Here is an 18368-nt window from a genome sequence, read left to right as displayed (position 1 = left end):
ATCCATGGATCCAATCGACTGGCGGAATCGTCGACCGTTGCTAACCTCAATCACAGAAACGACGTCGCAAGCGATCACTGACAAGGAATGGCGCAGTGAATGTATATGGGGTCATGGGGCTGTTGGGTGTGCTCACTGCGCCTGCCTATTCGGCGGATCTTCAGGTCGAAGTGCGCGTCGATGTGCAACGCGGCTGCCAGTTGATCGGCCAGCAGCGGCAGGCTGGCATCGAGCAATTGGGTGTGCTTGATTTCGGCAGCACCGCGCGCCTCGATGACCCGGCCGGGCCTTTGGCAGCGGCGCTGACCAATCAACGCCTGCCACGGCTGGAGTGTAATCCGGACACGCCGTACCAGATGCGCGTCGACGGCGGTTTGCATGGCGGTGTCGGCGAAGTCCGTTACATGGCCGGTTCGGTCGGCAGCAAACCGATTCCGTACCGCTTGTATCAGGACGCGGCGCGCCGGGTGCCGCTGGTGGTGGATGTTCCGGTCAGTGGGCGGGTGCCGGACAGCGGCACGGTGGAGTTGCCACTGTACGCGCGGATCGAGCGCCTGGCTGAAGTGCCGCAGGTCAGCCGTTATTCGGATTTGGTCAAGGTGACGGTCACCTGGTGAGCGTGGTTTCAAGGCAGCCGCTGGACGTGGGTGCGCAAGGAAGGCGTTCGATGATGAGCGCGGTGATCGAGTCAGCGTAAAGGAGCAGGGACGGGCGCAATGACAGGTAAACACTGGATGGTGGTGGCAGCAGGTACGCTGGCATTGCTCGCAGACGAGGCGCAAGCGGCGGTCAGCGGGCAGATCAATGCGCGGCTGATCCTGATTGCCGGCTGCGAAGTCACCAATACCAGCACACCCGACAGTCCGCTCAGCGCCCTCGGCACCCTCGACTTCGGCCTTCAGGGGCCCACCTGGAATGCACCGATCAAGGCCAGTCTGGACGGCGACAGCAGCGGCAAACTCAACGTCGCCTGCAATCCCTCGGTCACTGGTTTCACCGTCACCATCGACGGCGGCACCCACGGTGACGGCAATACCCGGCGCCTGAGCAACGGCCGCCAGACTCTTCCTTATCAGCTGTTTGTCGATCCCTCCGGTGCCCGGAGTTACAGCATCGGCCAGCAACACAATTTCGCTGTCACCAGCGGTGCGCAGATACCCATTCCGGTATTTGGCTCGGTGGTGGCGAATACCCGTGCGGTACCGGCAGGAGTCTATACCGACACCCTGACGGTGACGCTCGACTGGTAACCCCGTAGAGGACGGACACCATGCGTATGTTTGCATCAAGGATAGGTTTGTCGTTGCTTGGCCTGGCGCTGGTTTCCGGTGCCAACGCCGCTACCACGGTCACTGGCCAGATCACCTCCAGCCTGATTCTGATCAGCAGCTGTCAGGTCAACGGCGCTGGCGGTTCCACCGGGCTGAACTTCGGTGCGTTGAACTTCGGCACTGCCAACAGCCTGTTCACTACCGCCACCGGGCAGGTGTTGGGCGGGGGCGGCGGGGCGTTGTCGATTCTCTGCTCCAGCGGCACCACGCCGACGGTCAAGGTGCGCGCGGGTTCCCATGACGGCATGTCACCGGGCGGCACGCGGGCGCTGTATGACGGCGTTGCCAATTATGTGCCGTACGACTTGTACACCGATGCCGGGCACTCGCAACTGCTGGCGATTGACGGGACGATCAACCTCGCGGCCAGTACTGGTGTCGCGCAGACAGTGAACATCTACGGTCAGGCGGTCGGCAAGGCCGGTTTGCCGGCGGGGACGTACACCGACACTGTCGCCGTAGAACTGACGTTCTGATGCCATGCGCCGCCATGGCTGTGCCGCGCTGCTCCTGCTCTGCGCAGGCAGTGCGCCGCTGCCGCTGACCGCAGCAACGAGCCAAAGCTTTCAGGTCAGTGCCACGGTCACTGCCGGGTGTCTGGTGGTGGGCGGGGTGTCGAACTATGGCGGGCTGAATTTCGGTTCGCGTTCGGCACTGGCCACCGGCACCGTGCAGGTCGCGCTGACGGGTGGGGTGCAATTGCAATGCACGCCGGGCGTGACGCTGAACATGAGCGTTGATGGCGGCCAGTACAACAACAGCGGCCGGCACATGCAGGTCAACAGCGGCAGTGCGCGGGTGGCGTATGCGCTGTTTAGCGATGCGGCATACAGCCAGAGCCTGGGCATCGGCCAGAGTGTGGCGGTGGCCTACAGCGATGCGAACAACATCAGCCTGCCGATTTACGGTCAGGTGCAATTGCCGGGCAATCAGCCTGGGGGGACGTACAGCGACGTGTTGCAGGTGCAACTGTCGTGGTAAGGCGAAGTTGAATGGCCGACAAGGAGCAGGTTTATGGGGTCAGTTACGTCACGGCATTCGTTCGTGCGCTGTGCGATGTGGACGCTGGTCATGCTTGGGGCAAGTCAGGCACACGCGGCGAGTTCGGTGCTGATCTGGCCGATCGATCCGGTGCTGGAGGCTGATCAGCAGGCCAGTGCGCTGTGGCTGGAGAATCGCGGCAGTGAAACCGCCAATCTGCAGATCCGCGTGTTTGGCTGGAGCCAGAGTGGTTTCGCCGAGCAATACCAGAACCAGCGCGACGTGATCGGCAGCCCGCCGGTGGCGAAAATCGAGCCGGGACAGAAACAATTGGTGCGTCTGACCCGAACCAAGCAAGTGCCACCGGGGCAGGAACTGGCCTATCGGATCATCATTGACGAAATTCCTTCCGCACAACCCGCGACCGCTGACGGAGGCAAAACCGCCGCAGCGATCCGCTTCCAGATGCGTTATTCGGTGCCGCTGTTTGCCTATGGCGCCGGGCTGTGGAGCAAGGAAGACAGCAGCCGCGCGCGTGATCCCAAGGGTGTCGGCCTGCCGCAATTGAGCTGGCGCACGGTGGCCGTGGACGGCCGGCCCTATGTGGAAGTGCGTAATCAGGGCGCGGTGCATGCGCGACTGACTGACGTGGCAATCAAACAGGCGGGGCAGAGCAGACCGCTTGCCGAAGGGCTGCTGGGGTATGTGCTGCCGGGGGCGGTAATGCGGTGGCCGGCACCGGGGCCGTTGGCCGGTGATTCGGCGTTGCAGGTGCGGGTGAACGGCGCGCCGCAGGTGCAGAGCATTACACCTGCCAAGTGAGTGAGTCGTAGCGCAGTTATCTGACGTCGGCTAAAGCGGTATCAGGGAGGATTCAGTCCATTGACGGACGTAAAACGGGTATGAGCCCAGGACGGGTTCGTCGTATTCAGCGTCCGTTGTGGCTCATCACTGGCGCGTGTTGCCTGATGTTTGTTCAACCATCCGGGGCCGGCGATCTGCCGCCGCCACCGAGCGGCATGGAGGCCGTGAGTGATGCACAGTTGTTTCTGGAACTGGTGGTCAACCAGATGAATACCGGTCGCGTGGTGGCGGTGCAGCAGCGCGACGGGCGCCTGTTCGTGCCAGTGAAGGCGTTGCGTGAGACCGGCATGAAACTGCCCGACAGCCTTGGCGCCGAGGTCGATCTCGACAGCCTGGCGGGGCTGCACAGCGATTACGACAGTGTCGGTCAGCGCCTGCTGCTGGACGTGCCGCCGGACTGGTTGCCGGAACAGTTCATCGGCAATCGCCAGGCTTACCCGCGCACCCCGGCGCTGAGCAGTTTCGGCGCACTGTTCAACTACGATCTGTACCTCAACGACACCGACGATGCCGGCACTTACCTGGCGGCGTGGAACGAAGTGCGGCTGTTCGACAGCTGGGGCACGCTGTCCAACACCGGGCAATACCGGCGTACGTTGTCTGGTGACTCGCTCAACACGCTGGACAACGGTTACCTGCGTTACGACACCACGTGGCGTTACTCCGATGACGAGCGAATGCTCACCTACGAGGCCGGTGACGTGATTAGCGGTGCGTTGCCGTGGAGCAGTTCGGTGCGTCTGGGCGGCGTGCAGTTCTCGCGGGACTTTGCCGTACGCCCGGATCTGGTGACTTATCCATTGCCGCAATTTGCCGGTGAAGCAGCAGTGCCGTCCTCGGTGGACCTGTTCATCAATGGCTACAAGTCGAGCAGCGCAGATTTGCAACCTGGGCCTTATACGCTGACCAATATTCCATTCATCAACGGCGCTGGCGAAGCGGTGGTGGTGACCACCGATGCACTGGGTCGGCAGGTGTCGACCACGGTGCCGTTCTATGTCACCAGCACGTTGTTGCAAAAAGGCTTAAGCGATTTTTCCGTGGCGGCCGGTACGTTGCGCCGCGACTACGGCTTGAAGGACTTCAGTTACGGCTCGGGTGTCACCTCCGGCAGCCTGCGTTACGGCGTCAGCGACAGTTTTACCCTGGAAAGCCATGCCGAAGCGGCCGATTCGCTGACACTGGGCGGCCTCGGCGGCAACCTGCGGCTGGGTAATTTCGGTGTACTCAATAGTGCCCTGAGTCAAAGCCGCTTCGACGGCGAGGGCGGTCAGCAATTGAGCCTGGGCTACCAGTACAGCAATCAGCGCTTCAGCTTTTCCTACCAGCGCCTGCAACGTCACGATCAATATGCCGACCTGACCGTGGTCGACAGCTCCTACATCAGCCTGAGTCGACGCAGCGAACAGGCGACCTTAAGCCTTAACCTTGAGCGTTGGGGCAGCCTCGGGGCCGGTTATTTCGATGTTCGTGCGGCGGACGACTCGCGCACGCGGCTGCTCAACCTCAGCTGGAGCAAACCGCTGTGGCGCAACAGCAGTTTTTACCTGTCGGCCAACCGCGAAATCGGCGACAGCAACTGGGCAGTGCAGGCGCAACTGGTGATTCCGTTCGATCTGCGTGGCAGCCTGGCGATCAGCAGCGATCGCAGTAAAACCGGGCAGAGCCAGCAACGGGTCAACTACAGTCGTGCGGTGCCGACTGAGGGCGGCGTGGGTTTCAACCTCGGCTACGCCAAGGGTGATGGCGCCGATTATCGCCAGGCCGACGTCACCTGGCGGCTGCAATCGGTGCAGTTGCAGGCTGGTGTCTACGGCACTTCCGAGGCTGAAACCCGTTGGGCCGATGCCAGTGGTTCGTTGGTGTGGATGGACCGTCAGGTGTTCGCCGCCAACCGCATCGACGACGCGTTTGTAGTGGTCAGCACCGATGGTTTCGCCGACATTCCGGTGCGCTACGAAAACCAGCAGGTTGGTCAGACCGACAAGAACGGTCATCTGCTGGTGCCGTGGAGCAGCGCCTATTACCGGGGCAAGTACGAAATCGACCCACTGAATCTGCCGGCCAATGTGCGCAGTCCCAATGTCGAACAACGCATCGCTGTAAGGCGCGGCAGCGGTTATCTGCTGGAGTTTCCGCTGGCCCGAGTGATTGCCGCGAGCATCGTGCTGGTCGACGCGCAACAGCGCGAACTGCCGCTGGGCGCGGGTGTGTTGCATGAGCAGAGCGGCACACGGACGGTGGTCGGTTGGGACGGGCTGGTCTATCTGGAAAACCTGCAGGCGCAGAACTCGCTGCAGGTCACGCTGGCCGACGGCAAGACCTGTCAGGCGCAGTTCAGCGTCGATATGAATCAGGACCAGGTGCCGCTGATTGGCCCGTTGGTGTGCCAATGATCTACGCACGCTTGCTTTTGTTGCTGGCGCTGATGCTGCCGGGCGCGGCGCAGGCCGCGTGCTCGGTGGTCAGCACCACACCGGCAGCGTTCGGTACGCTCAGTTCGATCGCCGTGCGCACCACTTCACAACCCAGTTCAACACTGAATGCAGGTTTGAGCTGTACCGGTTCGCTGCTGTCCCTGCTGACCAGCAACGACCACTTCTGGGGCACCGTTTCTTCGACTCAAAGTGGTCTGGTCGGGCCGACCGGCGATGTCATCAACTACACGGTCTACGCCAACAACAGCACCAGCTACCCGCTGACTCGTGGCACGGCCTACGACTTTGCGCGCAACGGCATCATCGATGCCTTGGGCCTGCTCAACGGTACAACGCCGAAAACCGTGCCGCTGTATCTCGGCACAACCATTGGCAGCAACGTCGCCGCCGGGGTGTACACCGAGACCCTGAGTATTTTCTGGAACTGGAATTACTGCTCGGGGATTGGTATTGGTTCTATCTGTCTTGGGCGCGACATCGCCAGTGGCACGACCTCGTTGACGGTGAATATGACGGTGTCCAACGACTGCACGATTACTGCGCCGAACATTGCGTTCGGCAGCGCTCCGGTGATCAGCGCGTTCACCCCGGTGACCGGGCAAACCATCAATCTGGCCTGCACCAAGGGCAGTGCCTATACCGTGGGGCTGAGCGACGGGCAGAACGCGGTGAGTGTCGGCGGCCGGCGACGGATGATTTCCGGGAGCAATTATCTGGCCTACGACATTTTCAAAAGTGCCGGCACCACGCGCTGGGGCAGCGTCGGCGCGGCGCGGCGGGCGAGTACCGATGCCGAGGTCAATCCGGGTAACGGCTTGGGCACGGGCAGCCAGATCTTCAACTACAACGCGAAGATCTACACCGACCAGACCACGCCGCCGGCGGGCACTTATCTGGATAATGTGGTTTTGGACGTAGGTTTCTGAGCTGACACGATCCTTTGTAGGAGCTGTCGAGTGAAACGAGGCTGCGATCTTTTGATCTTGCCCTTAAGAACAAGGTCAAAAGATCGCAGCGTGCCGCAGCTCCTACATAGAACAGCGGTGTTTTCAGAATTGCAGTGATTGCTTGAGCTGTTGCGCCGCCGGTGTATCGACCGGGCTGACCATCGCGTAGTTGTACCCGCCGCCCGACCAGTACTCGGCCTGCAAGTCGCCATCACTGCGGCTGCCACGGGGCAAAAAGGTGTTCTTCGGCCCCGGCGGGCGCACGTAGAAACTCACTTTGTGGCCGCTGCCATCCTCATACACCACCATCGCCGCCGGACCTTCATCAGTGCTGAGCAAGCGTCCGCTGACCGGTTCAAACCCGGCCGCCTTCAGGTCGGGCAAGCGACTGGCCCGGGTGAAATAGCGGTCGAGCCAGCGCTGCATGTCGTCGGCACTCTCGACCTGGTAATCGGCGGGCAACATGCCTTGCTGGGCAATCAAGCGATAGGCCTGCAAGGCGTCGGTCATCGGCAACATGGCCGGGCGCACGAGGGTCATTTCCCGCGCCTGCCAGCCACTGAATCCGCCGAGGCTGACCGCGATCAGCAACACCGCAGCACTGGCCAGATGACGACGCGACTGGCGCTGACGGCGCTGGCGAATCATCGCCGGGTCAAGCGCCGGGTTAGCCGGTTGCTGCAACGCGCCGCTGAGTGCCGCGCGTAGTTGCTGGGCATCCTGTTGCCAGGCGCGAACCTGCGCCGCTTCGTCCGGGTGACTGGCCAGCCAGGTTTCCAGCACACGCCGGTCGGTGTCGCTGAGTTGGTGGTCGACATAGGCGTGCAGGTCACGCTCGTTGGGAGGCAGGCTGATCATTTGAGTATCCGCAAAGAAGGGCTGCTGATTTCGCCGTCGCTGAGTTGGCGCAGGGCCTGGCGGGCGCGGGACAGGCGCGACATCACGGTGCCGATCGGGGCGCCGAGAATCTCGGCGACCTCTTTATAGGAAAGGCCTTCCACTGAAACCATGAGCAACAGCGCGCGCTGTTCGCTGGGCAGTCGGTCGAAGGCTTGCAGGGTCGACTGAGCAATAACGGTACGCTCCACCGACGGTTCGGCATCGTCGCGACCGGTGAAGAATTCGAGCATTCGCGCATAACGCCGGGAGCGCCGGTGGGCGTCGAGAAACTGCCGATAGAGGATCGCGAACAGCCAGGCACGCAAGTCGCCGTCGGCGCGTTTGTCGCCCCAACTCGACAGGGCACGCTCCAGACAGGCCTGCACCAGATCGTCAGCACTACTGCTGTTGCGCGTCAACGACACGGCAAAGCGGCGCAATCTGGGAATGATTTCTCTCAACTGTTCGTCGAATTCGCTCATGAAATTCTGCTAGTCACTACGCTGTGGACTAGGGAGACGCCCGCCGTTGGAGGTTATTCCACGTTCGGAAAAATAAATACCGTTGTGTGGAATAAACCCGGACGAGGCGCGTCTTGCTGATTCTTCCTACTTGTGGCCATTGGCCCTGGAGTCCTTCATGGTTGATCGCACCTCACCCAACGCTTCACCGCCCGGCGGGCCGCAGCGCCCGCCACTGAGTCCCGCGAGCCTGATATTGCGTCTGGGCGGCATTGCCGTGGTAGTCGCCGCGGTGGCTGGGGCGTTTGCCTACGTTCACGGTAACTTCGACCCACAACGCCTGACGCCAAAGGCGCTGGTCGATGTGCTGGAGAAGAACAATGGCGTGCATCCTGGGTTTCGTCGTAATCACGCCAAAGGCGTGTGCGTGATCGGGCATTTCGAAAGCAGTGGTGAGGCACGGGTATTCTCCACCGCGCAGGTGTTCAACGAGCCGCAGACTCCAGTGGTCGGGCGTTTTGCGCTGCCGGCGGGCAATCCCTATGCACCGGACAGCAGCGTGCCGATTCGCAGTCTGGCGTTGCGGTTCACCCAGGCTAACGGGCAGCAGTGGCGCACCGGGATGAACAGCATGCCGGTGTTCCCGGTCGGTACGCCTGAGGCGTTTTATCAATTGCAACAGGCGCAATCGCCAGATCCGGCCACCGGTAAACCTGATCCGGCGAAGGTTCCGGCGTTCTTCGCCGCGCACCCGGAAACCGTGCCGTTTTTGACCTGGGTGAAGACGGCCAAACCGTCGGCCAGTTATGCCACCGAAACCTATAACAGCGTCAACGCGTTTTATCTGGTCGACGCCAGCGGTAAAAAACAGGCCGTGCGCTGGAGCATGACACCGTTGGCGCGCGATGCTGCGGGCGCCAGTGCGCCTGAGGGCGGCGATTTTCTCGAGAAAGATCTGGTGCAACGGTTGTCGTCTGCACCGCTGCGTTTTCAGTTGAATATCACTCTGGCCAATCCCGAGGATCCGGTGAACGACGCCAGCAAGACCTGGCCCGAGGGGCGCAAAGTGTTGAACGCCGGTACGCTGGTGCTGGAAAAGACCCAGCCGCAATTGAGCGGCGAATGCCGGGACATCAACTATGACCCGCTGGTGCTGCCGGCCGGGATTCAAGGTTCCGACGACCCGTTGCTCGCGGCGCGTTCCGCCGGTTACGCCAATTCCTATCTGCGTCGCACCAGCGAAGTCAGTCAGTTGCCCGCCGCCAAACAGGAGGCTCGTCCATGAGCACTCAACCGACGCATTTCGCCCTGTTGGCGCGGCTGCTGCACTGGCTGATGGCGCTGATGATCATCGCCATGCTGTTTATCGGCGCCGGCATGGTCACCTCGGTGTCCGAGCGGCATGAATGGCTGATCCATCTGCACAAACCGTTGGGCATTGCGATTCTGGCGCTGGTGATCGTGCGTTTGCTGGTACGGCTCACCACGCGCCAGCCACCGTTGCCCGCCGATCTGCCGGGCTGGCAAGTACTGGCGGCCAAGGCGTCCCATCTGCTGCTTTACGCGTTGATGCTGGTGTTGCCGTTGCTCGGTTGGGCGATGATCAGCGCTTCTGGTGAACCGGTGATGCTCAGCACAACGTTGCAGTTGCCAGCGATCGTTCCGGCCGACGCGCAGTTGTTCGCGTTTCTGCGCAAGGCTCACGGGTATCTGGCCTATCTGCTGTTCCTGACGGTGCTGCTGCACCTGGCGGCGGCGCTGTTTCATGGCTGGGTCCGCCGCGACGAGGTGCTCGACAGCATGTTGCGTGGTCGCGATCGCAGCTAACCCGTTTGTGTGGCGCATCGTAGCGATGCGCCACGTTTCAGGGTCAGCCACCAGTACGCCAGCGCCACGGCGTTGATGCCGGCGCCGAGCAGGCACACGCCGATCCAGCCGGCCCACGCGTACATCGCGGTCGAGCCGATGGAACCGAGCGCGCTGCCGATCGAGTAGAACAGCATGTAACCGGCAGTGAGACGGCTTTGCGCTTCGGGGCGCACGCTGTAGATCATGCTCTGGCTGGTGACGTGCACGGCTTGCAGACCCAAGTCCAGGGTGATTACGCCGAGCAGCAATGCCCACAGCGAGGATTGAGTCAGGGCGATCGGCAACCATGAGGCGAGCATCAGCAACAGCGAAAGACCGCTGACCCATTGTCCGAGTCCGCGATCAGCCAGATGCCCGGCCCGTGCGGCTGCCAGTGCACCCGCAGCACCGGCGAGTCCGAACAGCCCGATTTCACTGTGCGACAGGGACAGTGGCGGCGCGGCTAGTGGCAGCACCATCGGCGTCCACAGCACCATCGCACTGGCGAAAGTCAGCAATGCGAGGATCGCGCGTTGGCGCAGTACCGGTTCTTCTTTGAACAGGCTGAATACTGAGGCGATCAGGGCGGCGTAAGTCGTAGTCGGTTGCGAGACCTCATCCTTCGGCAGAACACGCAACAGCAGCAACGCCATCAACAGTGTCAGCCCGGCTGACAGCAAGTAAATCGCTCGCCACCCAGCCAAATCGGCCATACCGCCGGCAACCGTGCGTGCCAGCAAGATGCCGACGACGATGCCGCTGGTGACCACCCCGACCACGCGCCCGCGTTGTGCCGGGATTGCCAGCGTCGCGGCATAAGCTACCAAGACCTGCGTCACTACCGCGAGCAGCCCTGTCAAGGTCATGCCAAGCAGCAGCCACGTACTGTCGGGCGCCAGCGCGATCATCAACAGCGCCGCTGCCGACAGCAGGGTTTGAGTAACGATCAATCGGCGCCGATTGAGCAGATCACCGAGAGGGACTAATAGCACCAGTCCGATGCCGTAGCCGATTTGCGTCAGGGTGATGACGATGCCGATGGTTGCCGGCGACATCGCAAACGCCTCGGCCATCGCGTCCAGCAATGGCTGGGCGTAATACACATTGCCCACGGCCAGACCGCAGGCCACGGAGAAAAGCAAAACGGCATCGCTCTTGAGAGGTTTCATTTCCCGCATCCTTTTAGGTTTCAAAATAAAACCTTTAGTACGGTATTGATTCGGGTTTTATTTTGCAACCTGTTTGCGCGAGATGGTGAATGGCGAAAAGCAAAAGATCGCAGACAAGCTGCGATCTTTTACAGAACGGAGGAGGGGATCAGCGCAAGGTATCAACCATGTCAGCGATGGTCGTCAGCACGTCTTTACCCAACTGTTTGGAGCGTTTACCCGACCAGCCGGTGACCTTGTCGGGATGGTCGTCGTGATCCTTGAACGGCATTTCCAGCGTCAGCGACAGGCAGTCGTATTTCTGGCCGACGCTGTTGCACGCCAGGGTCATGTTGGCCTGACCCGGTTCGTCGCGGGTGTAGCCGTACTTGGTCTGGAAATCTTTGGTGGTGTGTTTCAGGTGATTGCGGAAATGCTCTTCGAGCTTCTCGATACGCGGCGTGTAGCCCGGATTGCCTTCGCAGCCGGCGGTGAATACGTGAGGAATGGTTTCATCGCCATGGGCATCCAGGAACAGATCGACGCCGTACTTTTCCATTTGCTGCTGGACGAAGAGCACCTCGGGACTGATCTCCTGGCTGGCGTTCTGCCAGGCCCGGTTCAAATCCTGGCCCATGGCGTTGGTGCGCAGATGACCATGGAACGCGCCGTCCGGATTCATGTTCGGTACCAGGTACAGATCGGCACTGGCGAGCAGCTTGTTCAGCACCGGATCATCGTGCCTTTCCAGGCGCTCGATCACGCCTTCCATGAACCATTCGGCCATGTGCTCGCCGGGATGTTGCTGAGCGATGATCCAGATTTTGCGCTGGCCTTCGGCGCCAGTGCCTTTGCGCAGCAATTGAATGTCGCGACCTTCGACACTTTTACCGGTCGCCAGTAATTCGGTGCCGGCCTTGCTCAGCGCCTGCTCGATCAGCCAGTCGTGACGGCCACGGCTATAGGGTTCGAAGTAGGCGAACCAAGCGTGGGTCTGCGTGGCCTCGAGGCAAAAGCGCAGGCAGTCGCCCTCGTAAATAGTCGGCACGCGGAACCAGTTGACGTGATCGTAGGACGCTACGGCTTGATAACCGGGCCAGCCCTTGCTGTACGTGGATTGGCTGGCGTTGTTCAGGCGGAACCAGTGTTCCTGACCGACATGCAGGCCGCTGGCCTTGAAGTGAAACCACTGGAAATGCGCGCTGCGAGTATCCGGACGAATGGCCAGAACCGGATTGAGCGGATTGCTGATGTCGATGACTTGGATGTTGCCGCTGTCGAAGTTGGCACTGATGTCGAACGAAGATTTGGCCACGGTCATAATCGATTCCTGAATATGATTTTTATGGCCGTTACTGTACACGCAGGCAGGGCTGAAACCGAGGGGAATTGCGGTGTGTGGCGGGGGGCGTCCTCCATGACGCGCAAGCAGCTTAGAGACTGTGCGATTGATTCTCAAGTGCTAATTGGCATTAGTTTGCCCCAATGTGGCCGGGCTTCGCTTGCCAACCAATATTCTTTTGATATTATCCGCGCCATCGAATTTGCAGCACCTAAAGACTTCATTAGCCTGAAGCCATAAGCCTGAAAAACGGGCAAAAAAAAGACCCGGCAAAAAGCCGGGTCAAAAACCGTGATTAGCCTGATGAGGAGATAGTCCAGAAGACCGACCTAAGGTCTCTGGTCCATCGACTGATCTCGCGACCAGCTGCTTGCAATAATAATCATTATCATTTGCAAGTCAAATGTTTTTACCTGCGCGATTGGAAAATTCTTTCCCGTCCGCCTGCACTTCCGTTTCTCAGGCTTCATCGCCATCGAGTGAATGGTCGACCATCGCCCGCGCCATATCCACCATATGCACCACTGAAAATGCCAGATCGCGACTCGCGCCTTGCAGGTTTTCGGCTGCCTTGAACGCCGTGGCTGCCGCGCAGCGCAACAGGTCCGAGGCATGCACCAGGGCTTCCTCGCCACTGAGATGGCGCCTGACATCGAAAAAACGCTCGTCGACCTCAGGTTCTGACACAGCTGGTTTCAAGTAATAGTCCAGCGCTCGTTGCGCCGCCGCATTGCCTTGGGGCGAGGTGAAGGTGGTGTCCATTTGCAGATCGGGCAAGTCTTTGCTGCTGATATTCATGATGAGGGGGCACTCCTTGGTCGATTGAAAATCCGTGCCTTCAGAATAGTACTCTGTGTAGTTGTGACGAGAATTTAAATACTACAATATGTGTTTTGCTGGCCGAAGGCGTCCACGTAAGGTGCTGCACATGGATAAATGGATTGAGTTGGTCAAGGCCAAGATGAGTGAACTCAAAATCACTCAAACAGAGCTCGGAGAGCGCGTCGGCATGTCCCAGGGCGGGATCGGCCATTGGCTGAACAAGCGTCGCGAACCCGGTATCACTGAAATGAACCGGGTGCTGCAAGCGCTGGGCATGGATTTCCTCGAAGTGGTGCTGGTGATCCGTGAACCGCAACCCACGTCCGAAGACGAGATGCCGCTGGCGCAGAAGTACAACCCGTACTTCCGTTACCCGGTCAGCGATTGGCAGACGACGTGCGAAGTGCGTGAAAGCGATCCGGCGTCCTACGGCAAGGCGTCCGGCAAACAGCGCTTCGAGCTGACGGATTACCACGCGCGCGGCCCGGCGTTCTGGTTGACGGTGACGGGAGATTCAATGACCGCACCGAGTGGCCAGAGCATTGCCGAAGGCATGCTGATTCTGGTCGACCCGGCCGCCGAAGCGCTGCCCGGTAAACTGGTGATCGCCCAGTGGCCCGACAGTACGGAGGCGATTTTTCGCAAACTCGACGAAGAGGGCGGCCAGCGTTACCTGGTGCCGCTCAATCCGACGTGGCCGAAAGCCCTGCTGACCGATGAGTGTCGAATCATCGGTGTTGTGGTGCAGGCAACGGCGCGTTACTAGTCAGATCGATCCTCGCCAGGCGCAGGATCGATCCTCCCGTTCATACTTCTTCCAGCTCAACCAAAGCGCTGCCTTCGCCAACCATTTCACCTTCCTGGCAATACAGCGCTTTGATCACCCCGGCATGCGGCGCACGGATGCTGTGTTCCATCTTCATCGCTTCCAGCACCACCAGTTGCGCACCGGCCTCAACCGATTGCCCGGCCTCGACCAGCACACGGACAATGCTGCCGTTCATCGGCGCGGTCAGGCCGCCCTGATGGCTGTGGCGGGCTTCGACGGCGCTGATCGGATCGTACGTCTCGATACGGCGCAACTCGCCTTCCCATTGCAGGTACAACGCATCGTCCTGGCGAATCGCACGCAACGTACGACGAACGCCCTCGTGCTCGACGATAAGTGCTTCGCCGGACAGTCTGGCGTGGTCGGCAGCATTCAGCGTCAAGGCGCGATCCTGCCCCTCGCAACTCAAATGCAGGGTGATTTCCGGCGGCAGCCCCGCACGCAAACCGCTATTGAGTGACCAAGGCGAAGCAGGGTCATCCTGGCGTGCGAGTTGTGGCAGGCTCTGCGCCACCGCTTGAGCCGCCGCCGCCCAGAACGCATCGCTCAGCGTGCCCGGTGCAGGCAGCAATTGCTCCTGATAACGCGGAATAAACCCGGTATCCAGTTCCGCCGCCGCGAACGCCGGGTGCGCAATGATCCGCCGCAAGAAGTTGATGTTGGTTTTCAAACCGCCAATCGCAAACTCGTCGAGCATGCTCAACAAGCGCAACCGAGCCTGTTCGCGATCCTCGCCCCAGGCAATCAGCTTGCCGAGCATCGGGTCGTAGAACGGCGAAATTTCATCGCCTTCTTCAACCCCGCTATCCACCCGGCGCCCTGGCCCTTCGGCCGATTCGCGATACAACGCCAGACGTCCGGTCGCCGGCAGGAAGTCATTTGCAGGATCCTCGGCGTACAAGCGAACTTCAATCGCATGGCCGTTCAACGGCACTTGTTCCTGAGTGATCGGCAGTGCTTCACCACGGGCAACGCGGATTTGCCAGGCGACCAGATCAAGACCGGTAATCGCTTCCGTCACCGGGTGCTCGACCTGCAACCGCGTGTTCATCTCCATAAAGAAGAATTCACCGCGCGCATCCAGCAGGAACTCCACCGTACCGGCGCCGACGTAACCGATCGCCTGTGCCGAACGCACCGCTGCTTCACCCATCGCCCGCCGCAGTTGCGTGGACAGACCGGGTGCCGGCGCTTCTTCGACGACTTTCTGATGGCGGCGTTGAATCGAGCAATCCCGTTCATTGAGGTACAGGCAGTTGCCATGCTGATCGGCGAACACCTGGATTTCCACATGACGTGGCTTGAGCAGGTATTTCTCCACCAGCATGCGCGAATCGCCGAACGACGACTGCGCTTCACGCTGAGCCGAGGCGAGGGCTTCGGCCAACTGGCTGACGTCCTCGACCACTTTCATGCCTTTGCCACCACCGCCGGCCGTGGCTTTGAGCAGCACTGGATAACCGATGCGTTCGCAGGCATCGCGGAAGGTGTCGAGATCCTGCGCTTCGCCGTGATAACCCGGCACCAGTGGCACACCGGCGGTTTCCATCAGTGCTTTGGCGGCGGATTTGCTGCCCATGGCATCGATGGCCGAGGCGGGCGGGCCGAGGAAAATCAGCCCGGCCGCTTCGATGGCACGAGCGAACCCGGCGTTTTCCGAGAGAAACCCGTAACCCGGATGAATCGCCTGCGCGCCACTGGCCTTGGCCGCTGCGATCAGCTTGTCGATCTGCAGATAACTGTCGGCGGCTTTGCTGCCGCCCAGGTCCACGCGAATATCCGCTTCCCGGCTGTGCCTCGCCTCACGGTCGGTGGCGCTGTGCACGGCAACCGTGGTCAGGCCCAAGGCTTTGGCAGTGCGCATCACGCGGCAGGCGATTTCGCCACGGTTGGCCACCAGCAGGGTGGTGAGAACAGGTACGCTCATCAACGCGGCTCCTTGGTGGTGGTTGCGGCTTGCCAGCTCGGCGGACGTTTTTGCAGAAAGGCGCGCAAGCCTTCCTGACCTTCAGGGCTGACGCGGATACGGGCGATGGCATTTTCGGTGTAGCGGCGCAGCGCCGGGGTCAGCGCGCCGTTACCGACTTCACGCAACAGATCCTTGCTGGCGCGCATGGCGGCGGGGCTGTTGAGCAGTAAATTGTTGATCCACTGTTCGACTTGCTGATCAAGTTCGGCAGCAGGATAGCTCTCGGACAACAAACCGATTTCCCGTGCACGTTGTCCGCCGAAACGCTCGGCGGTCAGGGCATATCGACGCGCAGCGCGTTCGCCGATGGCCTGCACCACGAACGGACTGATCACCGCCGGCGCCAGACCGATGCGCACTTCCGACAGGCAGAACTGCGCGTCATCGGCGCCAATCGCCATGTCACAGCAACTGATCAGCCCCAGCGCGCCACCGAACGCCGCGCCTTGCACCACGGCCACTGTGGGGATCTTCAGCTTGGCGAGGTTGTACATCAGCTCCGCCAATTCGCGAGCGTCGTCGAGATTGGTGTGGTAATCGAGCTCGGCCGATTGCTGCATCCACGCCAGATCAGCGCCGGCACTGAAGTGCTTGCCACGACCACGCACCAGCAGGAAACGCAGGCTGGCGTCGCTGGCGACTTTGTCCAGCGCGAGGATCAGCTCGCGGATCATCTCGGCGTTGAAGGCGTTGTTCTTTTCCGCGCGATTGAGCCACAGCGTCGCGAAGCCACGTGGGTCGCTGTGCAGTTCGAGGGTGTTGAAGTCACTCATATTCATCCGTCTCCACGGTTCCTGTGGGAGCGAGCTTGCTCGCGAACGCGTTGTATCAGTCGACATTTCCGCTACCTGACAAACCGTATTCGCGAGCAGGCTCGCTCCCACAAAAAATCACATCCGGAACACGCCGAAGCGGCTCGGTTCGATAGGCGCGTTCAGCGACGCGGACAAGGCCAGGACCAGCACATCGCGGGTCTGCGCCGGGTCGATGACGCCGTCGTCCCACAGCCGTGCGCTGGAATAGTAGGGGTGACCCTGCTCTTCATACTGGTCGAGGATCGGTTGCTTGATCTCGGCTTCCTGCTCGGCACTGAAGGCCTGGCCACTGCGTTCAGCCTGTTCACGCTTGACCTGCACCAACACGCCCGCCGCCTGCTCGGCGCCCATCACGCCGATCCGCGCGTTCGGCCACATCCACAGGAAGCGCGGATCGTAAGCGCGCCCGCACATGCCGTAGTTACCGGCGCCGAAGCTGCCGCCGATGATCACGGTGAATTTCGGCACTTTCGCGCAAGCCACGGCCGTTACCAGTTTCGCGCCATGTTTGGCGATGCCGCCGGCCTCGTATTTCTGACCGACCATGAAACCGGTGATGTTCTGCAAAAACAGCAGCGGAATGCCGCGTTGGCAGGCCAGTTCGATGAAGTGCGCGCCTTTCTGCGCGGCCTCGGCGAAAAGGATGCCGTTGTTCGCCAGAATCGCGATCGGGTAGCCGTGCAGATGCGCAAAGCCACACACCAGCGTGGTGCCGAACAAAGCCTTGAATTCATCGAACACCGAACCGTCGACCAGTCGCGCAATCACTTCGCGCACGTCGAACGGCTGCTTGGCGTCAGCCGAGACCACGCCGTACAACTCATCGCTGGCGTACAGCGGCGCAATCGGCGCGCGTTGCTGCACGTCACCGAGTTTGCGCCAGTTAAGGTTGGCAACGCTGCGGCGGGCGAGGGCGAGGGCGTGTTCGTCGCTCTCGGCGTAATGGTCGGCGACCCCGGAAATCTTGCAGTGCACATCGGCACCGCCCAAGTCTTCGGCGCTGACCACTTCACCGGTCGCGGCCTTCACCAGTGGCGGGCCGGCGAGGAAAATCGTCGCCTGATTGCGCACCATGATCGCTTCGTCCGCCATTGCCGGTACATACGCGCCGCCGGCAGTGCACGAGCCCATGACCACGGCGATCTGCGGAATGCCCATCGCGCTCATGTTGGCCTGGTTGAAGAAGATCCGCCCGAAGTGCTCACGATCCGGAAACACTTCGTCCTGACGCGGCAGATTGGCGCCGCCCGAATCGACCAGATAGATACACGGCAGACGATTCTGTTGCGCGATGGTTTGTGCGCGTAGATGTTTTTTCACGGTCAGCGGGTAGTACGAACCGCCCTTCACCGTCGCATCGTTGGCGACGATCATGCATTCGACGCCTTCAACCCGGCCGATCCCGGCAATCACACCAGCGGCCGGCACGTCTTCGCCATACACAGCGTGGGCGGCCAGTTGGCTGATCTCCAGAAATGGCGAACCCGGATCAAGCAAGCGGTTGATGCGTTCACGAGGCAACAGTTTGCCGCGTGAGGTGTGGCGTTCCTGGGCTTTCGCGCCGCCGCCCTGCGCCACTTGGGCGAGCAGGGTGTGCAGGGCGTCGACCTGTTTGAGCATCGCCGCGCTGTTGGCGGCGAACTCCGGCGAGCGGGGGTTGAGCTGAGTGTGCAGGGTAGCCATGGTCAGCTCCG

19 protein-coding genes are annotated in these 18368 nt (G+C 61.0%); 11 read left to right on the top strand and 8 right to left on the bottom strand.

The window, feature by feature from the left end; all coding sequences use genetic code 11:
• Positions 1–113 precede the first annotated feature (113 nt).
• The 7 genes from CKW26_RS26770 to CKW26_RS26740 all read left to right on the top strand — a co-directional run bounded on the left by CKW26_RS26770 (position 114) and on the right by CKW26_RS26740 (position 6540).
• The gene (locus CKW26_RS26770) at positions 114–617 is read left to right on the top strand and encodes a spore coat U domain-containing protein (RefSeq protein WP_176471249.1); all 504 of its coding nucleotides are present in this window, start codon (positions 114–116) and stop codon (positions 615–617) included.
• 99 nt (positions 618–716) lie between these two features.
• Positions 717–1250: a spore coat U domain-containing protein gene (locus CKW26_RS26765; protein ID WP_095050797.1), complete on the top strand. Its 534-nt coding sequence runs from the start codon at positions 717–719 to the stop codon at positions 1248–1250.
• 20 nt (positions 1251–1270) lie between these two features.
• Positions 1271–1807: a spore coat U domain-containing protein gene (locus tag CKW26_RS26760; RefSeq protein ID WP_095050796.1), complete on the top strand. Its 537-nt coding sequence runs from the start codon at positions 1271–1273 to the stop codon at positions 1805–1807.
• 4 nt (positions 1808–1811) lie between these two features.
• Positions 1812–2312: a spore coat U domain-containing protein gene (locus CKW26_RS26755; protein WP_095050795.1), complete on the top strand. Its 501-nt coding sequence runs from the start codon at positions 1812–1814 to the stop codon at positions 2310–2312.
• 33 nt (positions 2313–2345) lie between these two features.
• Entirely contained in the window at positions 2346–3134 is a 789-nt protein-coding gene (locus tag CKW26_RS26750) for a molecular chaperone (RefSeq protein WP_095050794.1), read from the top strand.
• Positions 3135–3214: 80 nt separating this feature from the next.
• The gene (locus CKW26_RS26745) at positions 3215–5572 is read left to right on the top strand and encodes a fimbria/pilus outer membrane usher protein (protein WP_095050793.1); all 2358 of its coding nucleotides are present in this window, start codon (positions 3215–3217) and stop codon (positions 5570–5572) included.
• Entirely contained in the window at positions 5569–6540 is a 972-nt protein-coding gene (locus CKW26_RS26740; RefSeq protein WP_095050792.1) for a spore coat U domain-containing protein, read from the top strand. Before CKW26_RS26745 ends, CKW26_RS26740 begins: the two co-directional genes overlap by 4 nt.
• A 123-nt stretch (positions 6541–6663) precedes the next feature.
• Here CKW26_RS26740 and CKW26_RS26735 read toward each other — a convergent pair whose 3' ends face one another.
• Both CKW26_RS26735 and CKW26_RS26730 read right to left on the bottom strand, forming a co-directional pair.
• Complete coding sequence (locus tag CKW26_RS26735; protein WP_095050791.1) at positions 6664–7419, bottom strand: anti-sigma factor; 756 nt, start codon at positions 7417–7419, stop codon at positions 6664–6666.
• Complete coding sequence (locus CKW26_RS26730) at positions 7416–7922, bottom strand: sigma-70 family RNA polymerase sigma factor (protein ID WP_007917263.1); 507 nt, start codon at positions 7920–7922, stop codon at positions 7416–7418. Before CKW26_RS26730 ends, CKW26_RS26735 begins: the two co-directional genes overlap by 4 nt.
• Before the next feature lie 157 nt (positions 7923–8079).
• On the opposite strand from CKW26_RS26730, the gene CKW26_RS26725 reads away from it, so the two are divergent.
• Both CKW26_RS26725 and CKW26_RS26720 read left to right on the top strand, forming a co-directional pair.
• A complete protein-coding gene (locus CKW26_RS26725; RefSeq protein WP_095050790.1) occupies positions 8080–9186 on the top strand; it encodes a catalase family peroxidase in 1107 nt (368 codons plus the stop codon).
• Positions 9183–9728 carry a cytochrome b gene (locus CKW26_RS26720; RefSeq protein WP_093434126.1) on the top strand — a complete coding sequence of 182 codons (546 nt, stop codon included), beginning with the start codon at positions 9183–9185 and terminating at the stop codon, positions 9726–9728. The genes CKW26_RS26725 and CKW26_RS26720 overlap by 4 nt, the downstream gene beginning before the upstream one ends.
• Here the strand turns inward: CKW26_RS26720 and CKW26_RS26715 are convergent.
• Positions 9725–10918, bottom strand: coding sequence for an MFS transporter (locus tag CKW26_RS26715; protein WP_095050789.1), 1194 nt, complete (start codon positions 10916–10918; stop codon positions 9725–9727). The two genes, CKW26_RS26720 and CKW26_RS26715, sit on opposite strands and share 4 nt — an antisense overlap.
• A gap of 148 nt (positions 10919–11066) precedes the next feature.
• A complete protein-coding gene (locus tag CKW26_RS26710) occupies positions 11067–12218 on the bottom strand; it encodes a M14-type cytosolic carboxypeptidase (protein ID WP_095050788.1) in 1152 nt (383 codons plus the stop codon).
• 96 nt (positions 12219–12314) lie between these two features.
• Here CKW26_RS26710 and CKW26_RS30005 point away from each other — a divergent pair, with 96 nt between their 5' ends.
• Complete coding sequence (locus tag CKW26_RS30005) at positions 12315–12479, top strand: hypothetical protein (RefSeq protein WP_156685516.1); 165 nt, start codon at positions 12315–12317, stop codon at positions 12477–12479.
• 219 nt (positions 12480–12698) lie between these two features.
• Here CKW26_RS30005 and CKW26_RS26700 read toward each other — a convergent pair whose 3' ends face one another.
• Positions 12699–13037 carry a DUF6124 family protein gene (locus CKW26_RS26700; protein WP_093434137.1) on the bottom strand — a complete coding sequence of 113 codons (339 nt, stop codon included), beginning with the start codon at positions 13035–13037 and terminating at the stop codon, positions 12699–12701.
• 130 nt (positions 13038–13167) lie between these two features.
• Between CKW26_RS26700 and CKW26_RS26695 the strand changes: the two genes are divergently transcribed.
• Positions 13168–13827 (top strand): LexA family transcriptional regulator, encoded by a 660-nt coding sequence (locus tag CKW26_RS26695; RefSeq protein ID WP_095050787.1) that lies wholly within the window; start codon positions 13168–13170, stop codon positions 13825–13827.
• 40 nt (positions 13828–13867) lie between these two features.
• Here CKW26_RS26695 and CKW26_RS26690 read toward each other — a convergent pair whose 3' ends face one another.
• The 3 genes from CKW26_RS26690 to CKW26_RS26680 all read right to left on the bottom strand — a co-directional run bounded on the left by CKW26_RS26690 (position 13868) and on the right by CKW26_RS26680 (position 18357).
• Positions 13868–15817: an acetyl/propionyl/methylcrotonyl-CoA carboxylase subunit alpha gene (locus tag CKW26_RS26690; protein WP_095050786.1), complete on the bottom strand. Its 1950-nt coding sequence runs from the start codon at positions 15815–15817 to the stop codon at positions 13868–13870.
• Positions 15817–16632, bottom strand: a complete 816-nt coding sequence (locus tag CKW26_RS26685) for a gamma-carboxygeranoyl-CoA hydratase (protein WP_093434145.1) — start codon at positions 16630–16632, stop codon at positions 15817–15819. Before CKW26_RS26685 ends, CKW26_RS26690 begins: the two co-directional genes overlap by 1 nt.
• 117 nt (positions 16633–16749) lie before the next feature.
• Positions 16750–18357 carry a carboxyl transferase domain-containing protein gene (locus tag CKW26_RS26680; protein ID WP_095050785.1) on the bottom strand — a complete coding sequence of 536 codons (1608 nt, stop codon included), beginning with the start codon at positions 18355–18357 and terminating at the stop codon, positions 16750–16752.
• Between the last annotated feature and the right edge of the window lie 11 nt (positions 18358–18368).

It is taken from the genome of Pseudomonas sp. Irchel s3h9 (genome assembly GCF_900187475.1).
GTDB lineage: Bacteria > Pseudomonadota > Gammaproteobacteria > Pseudomonadales > Pseudomonadaceae > Aquipseudomonas > Aquipseudomonas neuropathica.
This window is presented reverse-complemented; position numbering and strand designations above follow the sequence as displayed.